Source organism: Rhizobium nepotum 39/7, from assembly GCF_000949865.1.
In the GTDB taxonomy this organism is placed as follows: domain Bacteria; phylum Pseudomonadota; class Alphaproteobacteria; order Rhizobiales; family Rhizobiaceae; genus Agrobacterium; species Agrobacterium nepotum.
In genome coordinates this window covers 199881-219533 of the sequence record NZ_JWJH01000019.1, presented here as the reverse complement: position 1 = coordinate 219533, position 19653 = coordinate 199881, and the positions used below count along the sequence as shown (strand labels likewise).

At 57.8% G+C, this 19653-nt stretch carries 16 protein-coding genes and 1 pseudogene; 5 read left to right on the top strand and 12 right to left on the bottom strand.

All coding sequences use genetic code 11. The features are described from left to right. Positions 1-460, bottom strand: a pseudogene (locus tag RS75_RS25830) (transposase); the annotation flags it as partial. Between the two features lie 37 nt (positions 461-497). On the opposite strand from RS75_RS25830, the gene RS75_RS19770 reads away from it, so the two are divergent. The 3 genes from RS75_RS19770 (at position 498) to RS75_RS19760 (ending at position 4519) form a co-directional block, all read left to right on the top strand. Next, positions 498-1787 (top strand): DUF6161 domain-containing protein, encoded by a 1290-nt coding sequence (locus RS75_RS19770; RefSeq protein ID WP_045023606.1) that lies wholly within the window; start codon positions 498-500, stop codon positions 1785-1787. 210 nt (positions 1788-1997) lie between these two features. Beyond that, entirely contained in the window at positions 1998-3293 is a 1296-nt protein-coding gene (locus RS75_RS19765) for an ImmA/IrrE family metallo-endopeptidase (RefSeq protein WP_045023604.1), read from the top strand. Between the two features lie 527 nt (positions 3294-3820). Next, positions 3821-4519 (top strand): glutathione S-transferase, encoded by a 699-nt coding sequence (locus RS75_RS19760; RefSeq protein ID WP_045023657.1) that lies wholly within the window; start codon positions 3821-3823, stop codon positions 4517-4519. Positions 4520-4853: 334 nt separating this feature from the next. On the opposite strand, the gene RS75_RS19755 is transcribed toward RS75_RS19760, so the two are convergent. The 9 genes from RS75_RS19755 to uppW all read right to left on the bottom strand — a co-directional run bounded on the left by RS75_RS19755 (position 4854) and on the right by uppW (position 14681). Then, a complete protein-coding gene (locus tag RS75_RS19755) occupies positions 4854-6803 on the bottom strand; it encodes a methyl-accepting chemotaxis protein (protein WP_045023602.1) in 1950 nt (649 codons plus the stop codon). Between the two features lie 441 nt (positions 6804-7244). Then, on the bottom strand, positions 7245-8447 hold the full coding sequence (locus RS75_RS19750) for an MFS transporter (RefSeq protein WP_045023600.1): 1203 nt from the start codon (positions 8445-8447) through the stop codon (positions 7245-7247). Positions 8448-8449: 2 nt separating this feature from the next. After that, complete coding sequence (locus tag RS75_RS19745) at positions 8450-9022, bottom strand: NADPH-dependent FMN reductase (protein WP_045023598.1); 573 nt, start codon at positions 9020-9022, stop codon at positions 8450-8452. A 138-nt stretch (positions 9023-9160) separates the two neighbouring features. Then, positions 9161-10075, bottom strand: coding sequence for a homocysteine S-methyltransferase family protein (locus RS75_RS19740; protein ID WP_045023596.1), 915 nt, complete (start codon positions 10073-10075; stop codon positions 9161-9163). A 20-nt stretch (positions 10076-10095) separates the two neighbouring features. After that, positions 10096-10788 (bottom strand): ABC transporter permease, encoded by a 693-nt coding sequence (locus tag RS75_RS19735; protein WP_045023594.1) that lies wholly within the window; start codon positions 10786-10788, stop codon positions 10096-10098. A 12-nt stretch (positions 10789-10800) separates the two neighbouring features. After that, on the bottom strand, positions 10801-11523 hold the full coding sequence (locus tag RS75_RS19730; RefSeq protein ID WP_045023592.1) for an ABC transporter permease: 723 nt from the start codon (positions 11521-11523) through the stop codon (positions 10801-10803). 22 nt (positions 11524-11545) lie between these two features. Continuing rightward, positions 11546-12316 (bottom strand): transporter substrate-binding domain-containing protein, encoded by a 771-nt coding sequence (locus tag RS75_RS19725; RefSeq protein WP_045023590.1) that lies wholly within the window; start codon positions 12314-12316, stop codon positions 11546-11548. Between the two features lie 43 nt (positions 12317-12359). After that, the gene (locus RS75_RS19720; protein ID WP_045023588.1) at positions 12360-13136 is read right to left on the bottom strand and encodes an ABC transporter ATP-binding protein; all 777 of its coding nucleotides are present in this window, start codon (positions 13134-13136) and stop codon (positions 12360-12362) included. A gap of 174 nt (positions 13137-13310) precedes the next feature. Next, positions 13311-14681 carry a Wzy-type polysaccharide biosynthesis protein UppW gene (gene uppW, locus RS75_RS19715; RefSeq protein ID WP_045023586.1) on the bottom strand — a complete coding sequence of 457 codons (1371 nt, stop codon included), beginning with the start codon at positions 14679-14681 and terminating at the stop codon, positions 13311-13313. A gap of 516 nt (positions 14682-15197) precedes the next feature. On the opposite strand from uppW, the gene RS75_RS19710 reads away from it, so the two are divergent. Beyond that, the gene (locus RS75_RS19710; protein ID WP_045023655.1) at positions 15198-16271 is read left to right on the top strand and encodes a hypothetical protein; all 1074 of its coding nucleotides are present in this window, start codon (positions 15198-15200) and stop codon (positions 16269-16271) included. A gap of 37 nt (positions 16272-16308) precedes the next feature. On the opposite strand, the gene uppG is transcribed toward RS75_RS19710, so the two are convergent. Together uppG and uppI are read right to left on the bottom strand one after the other, a co-directional pair. Further along, entirely contained in the window at positions 16309-17388 is a 1080-nt protein-coding gene (gene uppG, locus RS75_RS19705) for a polysaccharide biosynthesis glycosyltransferase UppG (protein ID WP_045023584.1), read from the bottom strand. Positions 17389-17390: 2 nt separating this feature from the next. After that, positions 17391-18461, bottom strand: a complete 1071-nt coding sequence (gene uppI, locus RS75_RS19700; RefSeq protein WP_045023583.1) for a polysaccharide biosynthesis UDP-hexose transferase UppI — start codon at positions 18459-18461, stop codon at positions 17391-17393. Positions 18462-18737: 276 nt separating this feature from the next. On the opposite strand from uppI, the gene uppH reads away from it, so the two are divergent. After that, positions 18738-19649 carry a polysaccharide biosynthesis endo-1,4-beta-xylanase UppH gene (gene uppH / locus RS75_RS19695; RefSeq protein ID WP_045023581.1) on the top strand — a complete coding sequence of 304 codons (912 nt, stop codon included), beginning with the start codon at positions 18738-18740 and terminating at the stop codon, positions 19647-19649. Positions 19650-19653: the final 4 nt, after the last annotated feature.

Here is a 19653-nt window from a genome sequence, read left to right as displayed (position 1 = left end):
AGGCGTCGATATCCAAAGCGGCGACGTTCATGCGCCAGCGCCTTCATCCGCTCGCGAAGGTCATAGTCATCGCTGCGCCTGGTTTCGTAACGGATCGTCATCCGGCAAAAGCCGATGGCTTTACACGCCCGCCGTTCGCTCATCTGGTGGTGATCCATCAGATGCGCGACAGCTTTTCGCCTTGCTGCGGGCGTCACCACTTCTTTCCCAAAAGGTCTTTCAAAGCCGCATTGTCCAGCATCGCATCTGCTAGGAGCCGTTTCAGCTTCGTGTTCTCGTCTTCCAGCGTCTTCAATCGCTTGGCTTCGGATACGTCCATGCCGCCGAACTTGGCTTTCCACTTATAGATGCTGGCATCGCTGACGCCGTGCTTGCGGCAAAGCTCCGAGACCGGCGTGCCAGCCTCGTGCTCCTTCAGAATGCCGATGATCTGTTCGTCTGTAAAACGATTGCGCTTCATTCCCTGGTCCTCTCAATGGGCCAGAGCTTACTTCAAAATGGATTATTTCAACGGGGCAAGGTCACGTGGACTAGCTCTCGAGCGCGCGCGCAGAAAAAACTCGCCCGAATTTTCCGAGCAGCGTATCTATGCTTGCATTTGGGGACAGCTTCGCGTGGGGGCCATTATGTATGCGGAAGAGTCTTTCTCGATCGTGAGAGATATGTTTGTTCAACAAGGAGAGACAGTCGCTGGAGATCAGCACGAACAGCCGATCACTGATCGAGTGCCAGAAGCTGCGATGTTGCGCGAAATTGGCGACACAATTTTGCTGATAGAAAACAGGTTGCAGGAGAGCAGTCCCAAGGTCGCAAATTTCGTCGCGCGTTATCTGGAGCAGCTGGCGCATTTCGAAAGGGGCAGCAAGCGTTTGAAGTATCCACAGGTCAAGTTGACTGCTGTGAACGACTTCAAGGTCAAATGGCATCACCTCCAGTCATCGGCAGGAAACGATGGCCAGATCATGATTACTGTTGCCATTGTAGCCGCTCTTATAGTCGAATTTGGCGTAGTCGTTGATGCAATCGATACTCCACCGCCAATTATAAGCGCACACATGGGAGCCTATTGCGCTTGGAAAGAGACAAACCTCCCAGCGAGCAGCAATGCAGCCGCTTCCCTTCTGGAAACTCTTGATGCCAAAGTAGCGAGTGCGACTACAGTAATCGAAAGCGCAGAGAAGGCCGAGAAGAGCTTTGCTTTACTGAGAGAGACTGTCGAGGAAATCTACAGTACCGTAGAGACGAGTAAAGCCAACATTGCGGCTTTTTCTACAGCGGTCCGCGAGGAGCTGCGTATCGATTCTAATCGCAAACTGTGGGCTAAGCGCGCGAATGAAGGAGCAAAAGCCTTTCAGATATCCGCATTTGTTTTGGCTATCATGCTGGGATTTCCGCCATTATTACTGCTTACACACATAAGCGAGGCAAGCGAGTTGCTTAGGAAAATTAGCGAAGCCGCTAGCACAGGCCTCAACCCCAATGATGGCGCGCACCTGACGGCGATTACCATCAGTAAATTGGTGATCGTTACAACGCCGCTCGTCCTTTACTTTTGGGCAATAAGACTTGTCGTCCGCTTCAACGGTCGTTCTATGCTTATGATGGACGATGCGCGCCAGCGCGAAACCATGATGGACACCTATGTCCATCTCATCGAAACAAGTAATGCCTCCGCAAATGAGCGCGCGCTTGTCCTAAATGCACTTTTTCGGCCCAGCCTCTCCACGGCACAGGAAAATGTTGAGCCGCCAAATTTCATTGAACTGATAGGCAAGGGGAAAGACTAACACCAGTCCGACAGCCGTTCGGCGATTTAGCCTTGGTACCCCTCACAAAGGCACGTTCTCAGATATCACCTTTCCAACGATTGGAAATCGCTTTGTTGTTCGCTTTCTGGAAGTAAACTGACAATCCTTAAACCTGTGCGTTATGGAATCCCCCTATGTATTGGTATGGAGCAATCATGGTAAAACCCTCAAGGTATCCTGAGGAAAACCGTGAATTCAACACTGAAGGGCGATAAGCTCGAAGAGGCCTTTTATCAGTACCTTATCGCCCAAAAAGAGCGTGGCGAACTGATCTTCGATGCCTACCCCCCAGAGAACTGCAAAATTCTACGGAAACAAGAGTACTTTTGCTCCGAACGAGGCGCAAAAGTAGAATTTGATGTAGTTATTGAGTTCTATCGTAGAGGGAGCTCTACCCCACACTCGTATATCGTGTTCGAGTGCAAGAATTACGATGGAAACATCCCAGAAATTCACGTTAATGATTTTTCGCACAAGCTGAGCCGAATCTTTCGCCATGCGGCAAAAGGTGTATTGGTCATCTCGTCACGCCTCCAGTCGGGAGCCGAACATGTTGCCCGACACAGCAAGATGGGTATCGTCAAGTTCGATGAATATGGGCTGGAAATCGTTGCGGACCGTCGCAGCGGTTCACTGATTGGGAATAACTTTGTAAAGAAACAAATTTTCAGGAGTAGAGCTTCTGAAAAATCTTTGAAGTTCTCGGCCTTTCATGACGGTCTTTTTTTTGGAACCGTCAGGGAACTCTTGCAGAGCCTTGAACACGACGCAAATTCAAGCCAACCCAGTCGCGGAGATGCCAATCTGGTCGCTCCATACCTCTCGACCGATGCGATAAAAAGCGCTTCGCGCGAGTTGTTAGAACTGGTGGGATATCAAGAAGGTCCAATTAATCTAGAGGAGATTTGCACCGCGCTTTCAATAGATCTTCAGCTCACGGACCAACATGTCCACGACCTTGATGGCACAGAGATATTGGGAACAGCAAATTTTGATCGCAGGACAATCTTTATTAATGCTCACGGCAACGTTACTCGGGAGCGGTTTACGCTCGCCCACGAGATTGGCCACTTTTTCCTTAAACACCACCTATATCTCGCATCCGAAAGCGTCATTGAAAACGATCTTCGAATAACTAGCGAAAAGGAAAACAGCTTCCAGTACGAGCGGCTCGAATTCCAAGCAAATTCGTTTGCATCTAACCTAATCCTACCGGACGAGATTTTCAAAAGAAAGACGGCCGAATTTCGGCGCATGCTAGATATAACAGACAGGGGTCACGGTTACATTTTCGTAGACGATCAGCCCCACAATTATCAAGCATACGAGCAGCTTCTCACACAGCTTCTTACGTACTTTGAAGTCTCCAAACAGGCCATACACGTCAAACTCAACAACCTAGGCATGCTCACCGATCAAAGGACAAGACGAGCATCGCAGCTCCCAGACATAGGCAAGCTCCTTGCAAAATACCGAAAGGTGTAAAATTCGACAGCTTCGCAGAAGGCGAGCTCCGCACCGCGGATATCGCTTTCCTTCAACTGTGGCTCCTGCGTCAAAGGCGATATCACGGAATTGAACCGCCCGCTTTGAGATCAGCGCGCCACAGAGTGGCCAAGTACGTTACCGGCAAGCTATTCAAGGTACAAAACTGAGTACAAAAACCGTCATTTGGCCGAATAAGAATCATTGATTTTAAAAGGGAATTTCGCCTATATTTTGCCAATCGAATGATGTCGGGTGCGCCATTCCTGCCATTTCCGCGACAATGAGCCAGAATTTACCCGTTTTTCCGGCCCTTCTCGCATCTCCCGCTTTACCCAAAGTCCAGACCCTGATCGACAGTTCCACTTTGCGCACCGCCTTGCTCAGGAATTCGCACTCGTTCGGTCACGGAGCCACCAAAGCGTAAACGCACCTCATCGAAATTCCGCGTTTGCTCTCAGCGCACCGCATGGGAACTGGCAACAGCCAGCCCCGTTAATGGTTTGCGTGACAAAGAGGAGTACGGCATGAGCAACTTCGACCTTTATTACTGGCCCGTTCCGTTTCGCGGCCAGTTCATCCGGGGAATTTTGGCTCATGGTGGATGCTCCTGGGACGAACACGATGTCGATGCGATCAAAGATATTATGGGTCGTGAGGTGCGAAAACAGCCGATTGCTTTCATGGGGCCGCCGGTTCTGATTGACCGTGAGCGTAATTTTGCGATCTCCCAGATGCCGGCGATCGCCCTCTATCTTGGCGAGCGGCTGGATATCCTGCCGGCCGCCGCCGAGGGTCGCGCGCTCACCGCCAAGGTCGTAAACGACGCCAACGACGTCCTTGATGAGTTGACGCTCAACGGCGGTCGCGAGATGTGGACACCTGAGAAGTGGGAAAAGTTCGTCCCTCGTTTACAAAAGTGGGTCCGCATTTTCGAGGATACAGGAGCAAGAAACGGCCTGACGGCTGGTTCCGGTTATATGCTTGGAACGGAGAAACCCGGTATCGCGGATATCGTCACCGCCATTTTGTGGGCGACGATGGCTGACCGCTTCCCAGCCATTAGGGCCATCGTCAAGGAAACTTCGCCAGTGATCTGGGGCCTTTCCGAACGAGTGCGCGCTACGGCTCCACTGGCTGCCTTGAACAGTAGGAGCTTTGAAGACTATGGTGATGCCTATTGCGGCGGAGAGATCGAGAAATCGCTCCGAAAGGTAGCGGGATAGTCACCGCCCGCGTCCGAACCAGCACCGTCAAGATCGCAATCCCGCGCGCTTCCGTGGCAACCTCCTGCGTGTTCAAACTTCCGCTAGCCTGGAGGACAGGAATTCGATGAACGCTGGGTCTTAGCCGGCATCACGCGCGTTTGGGTAACGGCGTAGATGCCGACCGACGCATCCTGCCATTCGGCACCATATCTGAAGCCACCGCATCTCCAGCCATGCCGCGCAGGCAATCAGATCCTGCGCGGCATGTTGTCAGGTTATGACCCGGATATCAGGCTCGCGAGCCTCTAGTCATCCCCGGGCGTAGATCGGCATGATGCCGATCGAGAGGTGATCAGAACTCCTGCCAGTCGTCCTTTGACGTATCGACAGCGGCATTGCCCGAGAATGCGGAAGCAATCTTGCGGCCAAGCGCGCGCACGGGAGATGCCACATATTTGTCGTTGCCGCCGGCATTGCGAACCGGAGCGGGCTGGCTCTTTTGCTGAGAGGCGACATCGGCCAGCTTGAACTGCGCGAGCAGCTGGTTGAGCGACGCCACTTCCTTGGCCAGGTTGTGGCTTGCGGCATTGGTCTCTTCCACCATGGCCGCGTTTTTCTGCGTGTCCTGGTCCATTTGGTTGACCGCCGTATTGATCTGCTGGAGGCCGGAGGATTGCTCCTGCGCGGATTCTACGATGGAGACGACGTGCCGGTTGATTTCCTGCACTTCCGACACGATGGTCGCCAGCGCCTTGCCGGTGTCGCCCACCAGCTGAACGCCCTGCTGCACCTGATCGTTCGAGGTGTTGATCAACGCCTTGATTTCCTTGGCCGCACTGGCGGAGCGTTGCGCAAGTTCGCGCACCTCCTGTGCGACGACGGCAAAACCCTTGCCGGCTTCGCCCGCACGCGCGGCTTCCACGCCGGCGTTCAGCGCCAGAAGGTTGGTCTGGAAGGCGATCTCGTCGATCACGCCGATGATATTGCTGATCTCGTTGGCGGATTTGGAGATCTGCTCCATGGCGACCACGGCGCGGCGCACCACCTCGCCGGACTGTTCGGCGCCTGCCTTGGCGCGGCTGACGATCAGGCCGGCCTCCTGGGCGCGCTTGGTGGAATCCTTCACCGTGGTGGTGATCTCTTCCAGAGCGGCGGCGGTCTCCTCCACGGCTGCGGCCTGCTGTTCGGTGCGCTTGGCCAGATCGTCGGCGGCCGACTTGATCTCGTTTGCGCCAGCACCGATGCCACCGGCGTTCTGCGCAACCCGCGTCAATGCCGATTGCAGCTTTTCGGCGGACATGTTGAAGTCGTTACGAACGCCGTCGAGCGTCGCGGTGAACGACTGGTCGATGCGATAGGAAACGTCGCCGTCAGAAAGTTTTGAAAGACCGGCAGCAAGATTGTCGACGGCGAATTTGACGTCGGCCGCTTCGCTGGCCTTCTGTTTTTCGCGCTCGATGCGTTCTTTTTCCGACAGGCTGCGATTGGCTTCGGTTTCCCGTTCGAGCCGGATGCGCTCGATCGCATTTTCGCGGAAAATCTGAACTGCCTGCGCCATCTGGCCCACTTCGTCCCTGCGGCCCGTACCGTCGATCTCCGCCGTCGTCTCGCCGCCGGCGAGCGACACCATACGCTCCCGCAGACGGGAAATAGGTGCCGTGATACCGCGGGACGCCACGAAAAGGGCGAGAAGTATGCTGGCTGCAAAGACAAGCCCGACAACCGTCAGCGATGTCAGAATGGTCGAATCGGTCTGGTCCGTCAGACCGTCGCTTTCTTTGGCGACGCCCTTGGCGAGCTTGTCGAGCAGCGCCACCATGGCGAGCGAAGTGGTTTGAATAGAAGCGTCCGCCTTGACCAATTGCGCGGCAGATTCCTGATTCTGGTTCGCCATGCCAAGCTCGACGGCCTTGTCCGTCATCAGGCTTATGGCCTGGGCCTGCGCGATGAAGGCTTCTATGGCGGCGGTTTCCTCAGGGAAAACGGTCTTGACCTTGTTGAGGCGCTCCACGAGCAACGCTTTGCTATCGGTGTAGTTCTGTCTGGCGGTCTTTATCTCGGGCCCGTTCACATCATATGCCATGACCTGATAAGCGCTGTAGGCCACCGACAACAGATTGCGGTTGGCGCGCGCAATTTCGACGAGAGCGGCATTGTCGTTGGCGATAAAATCGGAATATGCCGTGTCTGCTTCCTTGAAGCGACTGGACATGAAGGCGGTCGCGCTGGCGCCCACGATGCAGAGGGGGAGAATCAGTGACAGGATTTTGGTACGGATACTGGCATTTTGGAGGAAGGACACGGGGAACCTCACGTCAACGAAAAACCGCTCCTTCCCCGTGCCGGAGGTGTTCGGTAAGACTGACATTGCACGTCGGACACCTCGGTCATCAAGGCTTCGGCAGCCGCATCATCGGCTTTGGCGACAGCCGCAATCAATATGCGGTAAAAAGCACTCCTGCCCTTCAAACAACGACAGGTCACTTCCCGGCAGCGCGGCGACCCACCCGCAAGCGGAAACGCAGAGCCACGTTTCGAGGGAAAAGAGCGCAAGACGGCCGATTTTCGGCCGCTGTTCTCAATTCATTTCCCTGAAAAATCATTATAGTTAAAAACTTTACAATTTCTTCACGCGCAAAAGCGGGCGGATGAAACATGAGCCGGTAAATTGCGAGGGCGTTTGCCCCAGCCCTTGCCAATCAAGACATAGCCCGTTCACCCCGTCCCGCTTGTCGACTACATATTATCCGCGCTGGGCAAATGGCCGTGGTTTTCGCAGCGCCGCCCACCGCTGAATGAGGGCCGCCATTGTTGCAAGGCCAGCCATGACGGCGAACACTACGGCGATATCGCGATAGGCCGTGGCAAAACCGAACCGGGCAATCCATGGCTGGCTTGCCAGCGGCGATATGAATTGCCCGAGAAACATCGACGCCGTGACGATGCCGGCGATACGCCCGCGCAGCCGCAGCGGCGCGAGCATGATCGTGGTGGACATGATCGACGGCATCACGAGGCCGAGGCCGAACCCCACCACGGCAAGCGCCGAAAGCATGGGCACCAGCCCTTCGGCCGCGGCAAGCAGCGCAAATCCCGTTGCCATCAGGACCAGCCCGGCCGCCAGAATGACGGTCACGCCGATCCGCGCCCGCAATCGTCCGAAGTTGAGCGCCGCCAGCGCGCCGGCCAGATTGAAGATGCCGATGGCGTATCCGGCAATGCTGCCGGAAAACAACCCGAGTTCCCGCAGGAAAAACGGCAATTGCGAGGGAATGGTATAGAACAGGGCGTTGACGAGAAACACCGCCAGCGCCAGCACGGCCACCAGCAGCCAGTTGGCTGCAACAGCCTGTTCACCGCTACTCTTGACGCCGCTATTGTTCCTTGCCGGCTCTCTCAGAAAAAGCAAAGCCGCCGGCAGAATGAGCAGGGCCACGGCATAGACCGCGAAGGGTGCGCGCCAGTGAACATCCGCCAACAAGCCGCCCGCCACCACGAACACAACGCCGCCGAGCTGGGTGAAAGCCTGTTGCAGGCCGAGATAACGCTCCCGCGCCGGCCCCTCGAAATAGTCGCCCACCAGTGCCGTGCCGATCGTCATGATGCCGCCGATCGCCAACCCTAGAAAGGCGCGGCCGACGAGCAGGCCCGCAAGACTATCGGCAAAAAGGCCGGATATGCCGGAAAGGCTGTAAAGCAGGATCGCGCCGAGCAGCAGCCGCTTGCGGCCGAAACGGTCCGCCAACACACCGGCGACAGGCGCGCAGAGAGCCACGAAAACCGACGGCAGCGTCAGCACCATTCGGCTCATGATCTCGACATCAGGCGTCGACAGGAAGCTTTGCTCGATGGCGGGCAGCGAGGGCGCGACCGTGGTTCCGGCCATGATGGTAAGTGTTGCGACGAACAGAAGCGTGAGTTTCAGCGCCGTGGAATTGTCAGTCATTCTCACGCCCCTTTATAGGGCGTTGTGGAACGCGCCTGCTTCAGCGCATGTGCCCACCAGCCAAGCTTGCCCATCATCGTCTTAAGCGCGCTTTCCGCCGCCGCTCCGGGGTCGAACTGCCCTGCCTCGTCGACACGGTCCCAGGGGTTTGCAAAGCTGACGACATCACGGATCGTCACGGCATGCAGTTCCGCAAACACCGGGCGAAGCTGTTCAGCGGCGCGCAGACCGCCGGAAATCCCGCCATAGGACACGAAAGCCACCGGCTTGGCGCCCCATTCCTCATAGGCGGAATCGATCAGCACCTTCAGCGCGCCAGGGTAACTGCGGTTATATTCCGGTGTGACGACGATGAACGCGTCGGCGGCATCGAGGCTTTCCCGAAGTTGCCGCACCGAGGCGCGGTCGGGCGTGTGGCCTTGCGGCAGATCAAGCTCACGCGGATCGACCACCGCAAATTCGATCCCCGGCAAAAGGCCGAGCCGGTCCAGCAACCATTTGCCGATGACATCGCAGAACCGCGGATCGCGGGCGCTGCCAAATATGATCCGGATGGAAAGTGTATTCTCGCTCATGGAACGTCCTTCAGTCATGTTCCACTCCCTGATAATTCCTCAACCATAGTTGAGGTCAAGGGCCACGCGCAAAAAAAGCGGCAGCATCGAGCCTGCCGCATCCATTCCGGACGTTGCGCTGAAAGCGGTGCGAAGGCCTCAGGCGGCGGCGCGGCGCAGCGCTGTCGCGACCGTGTGGATATGGGCGGCGCCAATGCCGCAGCAGCCGCCGATCATGGTCGCGCCCGCATCCGCCCAGGAGCAGGCGAAACGCGAATAGACATCGTCGGTGAGGTCGGTGCGGGTGCCATGCAGGCCCTCATTAGCGGCGGCATCGCCCTGTTCGCCTTCGAAGGCATTGGCGTAAACGCCGATTTCCAGCGACACACCCTTTTCCGCAAACACGGAGGACGCCGTTTCGACGGCGGCTTTCATGATTTCCGGCTTGCTGCAGTTGAACAGCAGCGCAGCAGCGCCCGATTGCGCCGCCCATTCGGCCGCCGCCTTTACCGTTTCACCGGAACGCAAAGCAGGTTCGCCGCCGCCTGTCGCAACAGCATCGTCGTTGAGCGTGAAGGAAATCCAGAACGGCTTGCCTGTTGCGGCGACGGCCTGACGCACAGCCTCGCCCTCGGCGATCAGGCTCAGCGTCTCGCCGAGCCAGACATCGACGGAAGGAGCGAGATTGTCGACCAGCACCTTGAGATAGCCCTGCACCCGCGTCACATCGAAATTCTGCGGCTCATAGGAGCCGAAGATCGGCGGCAGCGAACCGGCCACCAGCACGTCACGGCCGGAAGTATCCGCCGCCTCGCGCGCCAGCTTGCCGGAAAGGGCGATCAGCGATGCGCCATCCTTCTGAAAACGCTCCTCGCCGATATGGAACGGCACGAGCGCATAGGAATTGGTGGTGACGACGTCGGCACCGGCCTCGATGAATTCCTGATGTACCTGCCGGACAATGTCAGGCGAATTGATGAGCGCCAGCGCCGACCATTCCGGCTGTTTCAGCTCGGCGCCGAGCCGCTGCAATTCGCGGCTCATGCCGCCGTCGAGGATACGGATAGTGCCCATGTTCAAACTCCTTGAACGGTTTACCGCCGGAGGACCGGCACCTGCTGTTCGATGAAACCGAAACAGCGGGCGATGATGGCGGTGAGAATGAGATAAAAGACGGTGACGATAATCAACGGCTCATAAACGAGCAGCGTGTCCTGCCGCACCTTGTAGGCCACGGCGTAGAGGTCCATCACCGTCACGGTAAAGGCAAGCGGTGTGGCTTTGAGCTGCATCACCACCTCGCCGGCAATGGTCGGCAGCGCGATGCGGATCGCGCGCGGCAGCCAGATGCGGCGAATGAGGGTGAAACGGCCCATGCCGAACGCCCGGCCTGCCTCCAGCTCGCCCTTCGGCACGGCCAGAAGCGCGCCGCGCAGCACCTCCGCCTCATAGGCCGCATAATTCAGCGTGAAGCTGACGGCGGCGAAAAAGAAGCCCTCGCGCAGCACCGGCCACATGAAACTCTGACGTAAGCCGGGGATCATCGGCAGAAACGAGCCGACCCCGTAATAAAGCAGCCAGAGCTGGATCAAAAGCGGCGTGCCGCGAAAGAAGGTGCAATAGGCGCGCGCCAGAATTTTCGTCACCCGCCCGCCGCTGACCTGCGCAAACGCAAGGCCGATGGCAAGCACGAAACCGATGCTGACGGAGATGGCGAGCAGCGCCAGCGTCTGCCATGCGCCGGACAGAAGCAGCGGCCAATATTTGGCGATCCATGAAAAATCCATGCCGTTTCCCCCTCAGGCCAAAGCCGGTTGGCCGCGCCGCACGCGGCGTTCCACCAGCGAAAAGACGAGGTTGGAGACAAGCGTGATGGCGAGGTAAAGCAGGGCAGCGGCAAGGAAGAACAGGAAATATTGCTTGGTGCTGGCCCCCGCCAGCCGTGTCGCCAGCGCCAGCTCCTGATAACCGACGACCGCCACCAACGCGCTGTCCTTGGTCACAGCGAGCCAGAGATTGGCAAGACCCGGCAATGCATTCGGCAAAAGTGCGGGCAATACGACACGGCGGAAACGCAGGGCCGGCGACATGCCGAAAGCGCGCGCCGCCTCGATCTGGCCGTTCGGAATGGCAAGGATCGCGCCGCGCAGAACCTCGGTCATATAGGCCCCCTGCACGAACCCCAGAACCGCGACGGCGGCAACGAAACCGTTGACCTCCAGCGGCGGCATGCCAACCAGTTGCAGCAGCCGGTTCAAGCCATCAGTGCCGGCATAATAAAGCCCGACGATGAGGATCAGTTCGGGAACGGCGCGGATAGCTGTCGTGTAAAGATTGAGCAGCAGGCCAAGCGGCCGATTGCCGGAAAGCTTACCGAGCGCACCGGCAAGACCGATGACGATGCCGATCAGATAGGCGCCGGCGGAAATGGCAAGCGTCGACGCCGCACCCTTCAAAAGGGTGCCGCCCCATCCCGGAGGATAGGGTGACAGCAGTTGCAGCGTGGTTTCAAGGCTTGCCATTTACGGGACCGGTCAGGAGAAATTACTTACCGTAGATATCGAAGGTGAAGTATTTCTTGGTGATCTCGTCATACTTGCCGCTGGAGCGCACGGCGGCGAGAGCAGCGTTCAGCTTGTTCTTGAGTTCGGTATCGTCCTTACGCAGACCGCCGGAAACGCCAAGGCCGAGGATTTCCTTGTCATCCGCCACATTGCCCATGTCGGCGCAGCAATCCTTGCCCGCGTCGCTCTTCACAAAGGCGTCGAGAACGAGAGAGTCGCCGAACACATAGTCGATACGGCCAGCAGCAAGATCCTGAAACGCCTCGTCCAGCGTCTGGTAGGTCTTTTCGTCGGCGACAGCTGCGAAATATTTCTTGTAATATTCGGACTGGATGGTCGCGACCTGAATGCCGATGGTCTTGCCCTTGACGTCTTCCGGTGCAGCACCCGGCTTGCCGTCCTTGGCGCCGATCAGCTTGCTCGGCGTGTTGTAATATTTATTGGTGAAATCGATGACCTTCTCACGCTCTTCCGTGTTGGACATGGACGACCAGATGACATCGAACTTCTTCGTCTGCAGCGCCGGGATGAGGCCATCCCAGGAAAGCTCGACGATCGAGCACTTTTCCTTCATTTCCGCGCAGACGGCGTCCATGAGATCGATTTCCCAGCCCTGCCACTTGCCGCTGGCATCTTTAGCAAAGAAGGGCGGGTAGGATTCGTTCATGATGCCGAAGCGGACATCGGCGCTGGCCGTGAAGGCGGAAACCGCAAATGCCGTTCCGGCAAGCAGCGTGGCGAAGAATTTCATGCAAGTCTCTCCTGTTAAAACAAACGGCGAAGCGAAACGGTCATTACGCCAGTGCGCCGGTAAATTCCCTGCAACGGGCGCTTGCGGGATTGCCGAACACCTGTGCCGGCGGCCCTGCCTCTTCCACACGGCCCTGATGCAGAAACAGGACATCGGTGGAAACATCGCGCGCAAAACGCATTTCGTGGGTGACGAGCAGCATGGTGCGGCCTTCCTCGGCCAGATCACGGATTACCTTCAGCACCTCGCCCACCAGCTCCGGATCAAGCGCCGAGGTGGGTTCGTCAAACAGCATCACCGCCGGCTCCACGCAGAGCGCGCGCGCAATCGCGGCGCGCTGCTGCTGTCCGCCGGAAAGGAATGCCGGATAGGCGTCCTTCTTGTCGTAAAGGCCGACCTTGTTCAGCAGGGCTTCGGCCTTCTCCACCGCGTCCTGCCGCTTCATGCCCAGAACGTGGACCGGAGCCTCGATGACGTTTTCGAGAACGGTGCGATGGGCCCAGAGATTGAAATTCTGGAACACCATGCCAAGCCCGGTCCGCAGCTTTTCCACCTGCCGCCAGCTTTTCGGCACGGCCTTGCCGTCCCTGCCGGTCTTGGTGGCGATCTCCTCGCCATTGACGATGACCCGGCCGCGATCCGGCGTTTCGAGAAAGTTGATGCAGCGCAGAAAGGTACTCTTGCCGGAACCGGACGAGCCGATGATCGATATGACGTCGCCCTTGTGGGCTTTCAGCGAAACGCCCTTCAAAACTTCATGCGTGCCGAAGCTCTTGTGGATGTCATCCGCCTCGAGCGCACAGGCGCCTGTATCTGCCATCGATTGACCTTGCCGATCCGTTTCAGTGCGTGTCTGGCAAAATGCGGAGCGGTTTTGCGGGGGGACATGCATAACAACAAAGACTTAAGCCACGCATGTTTAGCGAAATCCGCCGTAAACGCGCGCAACAATCGGTTCTTTTACACATCTGCGACGAAAAATCATTTCAAAATATCATCCGGGACGAACGGCGTGCGCGGTTTGCCGCCGAATGCGCTTCGCCACGCCGTCCATCTCGCCACCGGTTCGCGCAGGTTCCGGCCCCGCCTCGTCGTCGACAAGGCTGGCATTCGCCTGCAAATGCAGGCCCATCACGGCGACGAGAAGGAAAAACCAGACGAAGCCCGTGCTGAGCAGGAACAGCGTTTCCAGATAGCCGTAGAGCAGGACATAGAGCCAGACGCCGACATAAAGCCGCGTCAGCGGGCTCTTGCGCGTGGCATCGTCCATTTTGCCGAGATAATAAAGCGGCAGCAGATAGATCCATATCAGCACCAGAACCAGGCCCGGTACGCCGCCCGCAAGCAACAGGTCGAAATAGCCGCTGTGGGAAGCCGGTGCGGTTGTCGCCCAGGTATTGTTTTCGGTAAAGCTCGACATCAGGGTGTCGCTGCGCCAAAAGGCCTGATAGCCATAACCGACGATCGGGCTTCGGCGGATATAATCGATGGCGACGGCCCAGATATCGGTTCTGCCGGTAAAACTGGCATCGATACCCATCTTCGTCAGCATCTGCGAAAACACCGGATCGACCGTGGTGCCGACGGTAACGACGGCGAAGACCAGCAGAAGCAGGGTCACGACCATATAACGCCACCGGGGCCAGCGCACGATGAACCAGCCGGTCGCGATGACGATCGGCATCAGGCCGAGCACTGTCTTGCCGCCCGATTTGACCAGAAAGAACAGCGATAGCAGCAGCACCAGCAGCCCGCCGATGAAGGACCAGCGCCTGGAGAGATAAATCGCCACGATGATCAGCACCGCCATGACCGAGGCGGCCTCGTTCTTGTGCTGGAAGACCCCGCGCCAGTTGCCCGCCAGAAGCGGCTCCAGCGCGTCGCTTGCCTGATGGATCGCCCGCGAAGGCAGGGCGACGACGCCGAAATAACACAGGAACAGGATGATCAGCACGCAGCTGGCAAGCAAAGTGGTGAAATGCCGCTCCGTGCGCGGCAATTGCAGGAAGCCGCCGGCAAACACGCAGATGAAGGCGCACATGACGAGCCGCCGCAGCGAAAACATCGGCGCCTCCCCCACCAGCGAGGTATAGATATACCAGCCGAAGATCGCCGCCATCAGCAGCCGCGGCGTGAAGACGAGGGAGAACGAACGTTCCTTGGCCATGAACGCCACGAAACTGAAAAGCAGAATGATCGCCGTAAGCTGGTTGAGCAGGTTGGACCCGGCCGCCATGGCGGATCCGTGATAGGTCGAGGAGAGTGAAATATAGGGCGAGAAGCCGACCGTGAAATAAAAGAACGTCACATAAAACAGTACGTTTCGCCAATTTCCACGCGCCTGCTCTTCGTGCGCTGCATCCATAAGGGGATCTTCCCTGCCTTTTTCCATGCGTGCCCGACACTTCATTCCGGTAACGTGAATATCCCGCTAAAACCCTATTTTTTAGTTATTCTGAATACACGTATGAATAGTAGTCCCGCTATAAAGGAAAGAAACGGGAGGCAAAGAAACGGAGTGGAGTTTTCGAAGTCGACATGGAAAACCCCCGTAGAATACCGATCAGGAGCGATCTTAGTCGCTCAAATTTAAGTTACTGATTTCCCTATTATTTGCTGGAAGTTTCACATCGATAAGGTTTCTGGCATGCGTTTCACGGAAGTGTCCGTCCGCTGTGCTGCGGATATACCAACCAGACGATCCCAACCGCTGTTTAACGTATATTAACAACTCAGAATATATCTTTGATCTGTTAATACATAAACGCGGAAAAGCTGGAAACCCACGGTGGACGTTCCGATACACACCAACACGGACGATAGCAATAACGATCAGCCGACACAACGCCCGGTTCAGCCGAGTGCGCCCGGTGTTCGTCCCATGCGCAGGGAAGACGTCCCCGCGGTCGAGAGAGTGCTCAACAGCGCTTTCAAGAAGACCGGACGAGATCGCAACTTCGACTTCCGCTCTTACGTCGAGACATTGTTCTTCGATAGTCCCGCCTTTGACCCGGAATATGGCAGCGTTGTCTATGATGCGGGGGAAAGCGGCGTCACAAGCGTTATCCTTGCCGTTCCCATGCGGTTCGTTGCGAATGGAAAAACCATTACCGCACGGTTGCTCTGTGCTTTTGCATCGGAGGGAAAACTCGGCGCGCTCGGAGCCGCACGCCTGTCTCGCGGCATGAGGGCGACGAAACACGACATGTTGTTTTCGGACACGGCCTCACCCGTCAGCGCCGATCACTGGATTGCGATCGGCGGCATTATGCTGCCGATGGAAAGCCTGCAATGGCATAAGGCGCTAAAGCCCTTCAGCGCGATTGCCCTGCGCATGCCGCGCCGTTCGAAACTGGTCAAATCCACGGTCAGTCTCATGGCGCTCGGCTTCGTGGACCGTGTCCTGCGCTCGTGGAAAAAAGGCATAAGGGGCCATGAGGTTGCCGGCCTCAGGGTAAGACCGGTCGATTTCGAAACGTTCCGCCGCAACGCGCTGGCGATGATCGAGCGATTTTCCGTCCGCCCGGAATGGTCCCACGAGGAATTCCACTGGCTGATAGAAATGAGCAAGACCAACGACACTCTCGGCGCATTGGGCAGCCTGGCGATCGAGAATGCCGAAGGCCGTGCGATCGGCGTTGCGCTGTTTTTCGGCCAGCCGGGACGAACCACCGCCTATGTGCTGAACCTCGTCTGCGATGCCGGTCGCGAAAACGACGCGCTCGGCGCGCTGTTCCACCATTTCGATGACGAGAACTATGCTCATGTCACGGGCATGTCGCAGCCCTTTCTCATGAACGCGCTCTACCGCCAGAACCACATGACCTTCCACCATCGCGGCTATTTCTGCATGGCCACCCGGGATGAAACTCTGAAAGACCGGGCGCTGGCCAGCGATATCTATATTGGCGGGTTAAGCTCGGAAAGCTGGAGCAAGCTCATCACCGATTTCTAAGGCACCTTCACTGGTAGTGAAGAGAGTGCCTAGCCTTCTATGCCCCGGTGAAACGCTGCACATTGGCCGAAATCAGATGGCGTAGCGCTTTCGCGTAACGTTTGGAGCGCGTCTTGGCCGCAAGCGCGCTCCCCCAGTCCACCATCGATCCGTTGATATCGAAATCGCCGAGCTGGCCTTCGGGAATATCACCCTTTTCGATGCGCTCGACGATGGACCCCAGCGCCGCGTAAAACTCGGGCGAGCGATAGGGCGGATGCAGCGAATACATGCCCTTGCCCGTGCCGAGAAAATCCAGCCGGTGCAAGCCGATGCGCATCATATTGCTGCTCAGCACCTCTTCGGCGGGCATCGAGACCGGCTGCTGGTTATAGGCATAGGAGCGGATGCGCCGTTTGACGTCCGGTCTCAGCAGTTCGAGCGAGCTGATCCGCTTGGCGAAACGATCCATGTCGATCAGGAAAAGGCGGGTGGAAACGGTGGCGAAACGCCATGTGGGAATACGCGACGGCAGCTTGCGCGGCTCAGGAATGTTCTTCACCCCCGGCATGCCGACATGGCGGGAGACATCGAGATCGCCGCGCACGGTCGGCGGTCCCGAAAAGGGCGTGATGCACAGGGCGTCCGGATTGGCCTTCTGGAGCGCTATGGCCTCGCCGAACCAGCTCTGGCTGCCGCCGCCGAACATCATGTCGCTGTCCATATGCAGCACATAGCGGGCGTTGGCGCGTTTCAGCCCGTGGAAATAGACATGGAAAGGCCCACCGTCGAAGGCCTTGGCCGGATAAGGGACCGGCGAGCGCGAAAAGAATGTCTCCGTCACGGCGCGGCGCGCAGCCTCGCTATAATCGACGGTATCCACATGCAGATGCGGATAATTGGCCTGCATTTCGTCCAGCATGTCGAAGAGGCGTGTGCTGGCCGCTTCGAACCCGTTGCCCTTGTAGCGGCCTGCCCCGACCTGGCCGGTATCCACCGTCAGGAGAATACGGTCCACCTGCCCGCCCCAGACCCGCAGCTGATGCGGAACGGTAAGGGCCGCATGCGGCGCGTCGAAGGGATGCAGATTGATTTGCAGTGCCTTTTGTACGGGAGGAAGCGGTATTTCTGCACTCATAGTCACGCACCACGGTTCCGGAATTCATTGATGATGGCCATCATGGGTTTTTCTTTGAAGCTCCAGTCGAGCGGCAGCGGACGGTTCGCGGTGCCGTCCCGGCGCGGATAGGCCCAGCGGATCCAGGTATATTGGTCCGAAATGCCCCAGGTGGTGATGGAGGAAAGCGGGCCGCCTTCTGAGGCCGCTTCGAGAAAATCACGGACCTGGCCGTTTATCAGCATGTCGCGCTCGGCTTCCGGGCCGGGCAATGTCTGGTCCATCACGTCCAGTTCCGTCACCAGAACGGCAAGACCGTAACTGCGCATTTCCTTGGTAAAGGCGGCAAGCTCGTCCTTGGCGATGGGCCAACCGCCGCGCAGATGACCCTGCAGGCCGACGGCGTTGATCGGCGCGCCCTTCTCGAGCAGTTCGAGAATGAGATTGCGGAAGGCCGCGCGCTTGGCCGGCGATTTCTCGACCGAAAATTCCACATCATATTCGTTGAGGACCAGCTGGGCCTTCGGATCGACGGCATGGGCGATCTCGAAAGCCTTTTTGATCGCGTCCGGGCCTGCGCCGTAATACCAGGCATCGCGGCGTGAACGCACATTGCCGGGCACGTCGGGGATCGGCTCGTTGACCACATCCCAGCTATGGATCACATCCTTGTAACGTTCCATGGTCTTGACGATGTGGTTTTCCATCAGCCGCTCGACCTTCGCGCCATTGCCGATGCTGGAAAGCCAGGGCGCGTTGGACGCGTACCAGATGAGCGGATGGCCATGCATGGAAAGTTTGTGCTGACGCGCGAAGTTCGCGAGCGCATCGGCAGCGGTAAAGTCGAAGGTCTCTTCCGAAGGCCGCATGACCTCCCATTTCATTTCCGTGACGGGGGTGATGCGCGAGCAATATTTGACCACGGCCTCACCAAGGCGGCTATCGGCGGTAAGGTCCGGCAGATAGATGGCCGAGCCGAAAGGGGCCATTTTGGCTGGCGCTTTCTTGGACGCGGCAAAGCTCTGGCCAGCCATGCCATGCAGCAGGCCCGCGCTTGCCGCACCGCCCATGAAACTCCGCCGCCCGATCCGCATTCGCCCGCCTCCCCCAAGCGCATCGGCCCGAAAATCGGAATCGATTTCCAACAGGAAGATGCGCAGATCAAAAATGTCAGAGCATCCTCGGTGCGTCCGAACAGACGCTGGGGTGCTCTAATTCTCAAAACATAACATTCCGATCATGCCAAAAGGATATTAAAGATTTGCAAGGTTAACTGACGCTATACCACGTCACAATTGGCGCAAGCGGACTTAATCCGGTAGTAACTTCGCTGTGAGAATTCTTGGCCCGTCCGTGATGGAGTAAAAGTCTTGGTTTCCGTTTCGATTGTCATTCCCGTTCGCAACGGCGAGCGTTACATCGTGGAAGCGATCGAAAGCGTATTGTCTCAGGGGGAAATCGTCTGCGAAGTGCTCGTCGTCGATGACGGGTCCACCGACGCCACGGCGCGAAAGGTGCAGGATTTCTCCGATCCGCGTGTCAAGCTGCTTGCGCGGCCGCAGGGCCGGCAGGGCGTTTCCGCCGTCCGCAATTTCGGCCTGTCGCAGGCGCGCGGCGAATGGACGATGTTTCTCGATGCCGACGACCGCCTGAAACCGGGCGCCATTGCCGCATTGTGCGCCGGGGTCTCCGGGCCGGATGTCGTTGCCGTCTACGGCGATTACGAGCGCATTGACGAGAATGGCGTCAAGATCGGCCGGCGCAATCTCATCCGCCGGCGGGAAAAGCCCGATGGATTCATCCTGCAGCCGCTGCTTGGTGGAAACTTCATCGTTAATGGCGGCATCATGCTGGTCAGAACCCGCATCTTTCAGGATTTCGGCGGTTTCGACGAGACATTGCGTTATGCGGAAGACTGGTATGGCTGGTGCAGGCTGGCCGCTGCCGGCCGTTTCACCTATCTGCCCGGTCGCCATGTGCTGGATTACCGGGTGCACAGGACGAGCGTGATGATGAACCGCCTTCTGACCTTCCGGGATTGCCAACCGGCGATCGAGGCGGTGTTTTCCGACCCCGCCATCGTCGCCGCCATTTCTCCGCAGGAATTAAAGCGGCTTCGCCGCAAATCCGAAAACCACATGAATGCCTATACGGTGGCGCAGGCATTTCGCGCCCGGCGCTATCGCGAGGCCTTTTCGGCGCTTGCCGATACGTTTCTTCACCGCCCGCGCCAAAGCCTGCGCGCCGTCATTTTTTCCGCCGCAGCGCTTGCAGGAATTTAGGAGT

Bases quoted from the DNA above. Each gene is read 5' to 3' on its own strand.
- RS75_RS19770 (WP_045023606.1), top strand. From the start codon at position 498: ATGGATTATTTCAACGGGGCAAGGTCACGTGGACTAGCTCTCGAGCGC.
- RS75_RS19760 (WP_045023657.1), top strand. From the start codon at position 3,821: ATGAGCAACTTCGACCTTTATTACTGGCCCGTTCCGTTTCGCGGCCAG.
- RS75_RS19750 (WP_045023600.1), bottom strand. From the start codon at position 8,447: ATGACTGACAATTCCACGGCGCTGAAACTCACGCTTCTGTTCGTCGCA.
- RS75_RS19745 (WP_045023598.1), bottom strand. From the start codon at position 9,022: ATGAGCGAGAATACACTTTCCATCCGGATCATATTTGGCAGCGCCCGC.
- RS75_RS19740 (WP_045023596.1), bottom strand. From the start codon at position 10,075: ATGGGCACTATCCGTATCCTCGACGGCGGCATGAGCCGCGAATTGCAG.
- RS75_RS19735 (WP_045023594.1), bottom strand. From the start codon at position 10,788: ATGGATTTTTCATGGATCGCCAAATATTGGCCGCTGCTTCTGTCCGGC.
- RS75_RS19730 (WP_045023592.1), bottom strand. From the start codon at position 11,523: ATGGCAAGCCTTGAAACCACGCTGCAACTGCTGTCACCCTATCCTCCG.
- RS75_RS19725 (WP_045023590.1), bottom strand. From the start codon at position 12,316: ATGAAATTCTTCGCCACGCTGCTTGCCGGAACGGCATTTGCGGTTTCC.
- RS75_RS19720 (WP_045023588.1), bottom strand. From the start codon at position 13,136: ATGGCAGATACAGGCGCCTGTGCGCTCGAGGCGGATGACATCCACAAG.
- uppW (WP_045023586.1), bottom strand. From the start codon at position 14,681: ATGGATGCAGCGCACGAAGAGCAGGCGCGTGGAAATTGGCGAAACGTA.
- RS75_RS19710 (WP_045023655.1), top strand. From the start codon at position 15,198: ATGCGCAGGGAAGACGTCCCCGCGGTCGAGAGAGTGCTCAACAGCGCT.
- uppG (WP_045023584.1), bottom strand. From the start codon at position 17,388: ATGAGTGCAGAAATACCGCTTCCTCCCGTACAAAAGGCACTGCAAATC.
- uppI (WP_045023583.1), bottom strand. From the start codon at position 18,461: ATGCGGATCGGGCGGCGGAGTTTCATGGGCGGTGCGGCAAGCGCGGGC.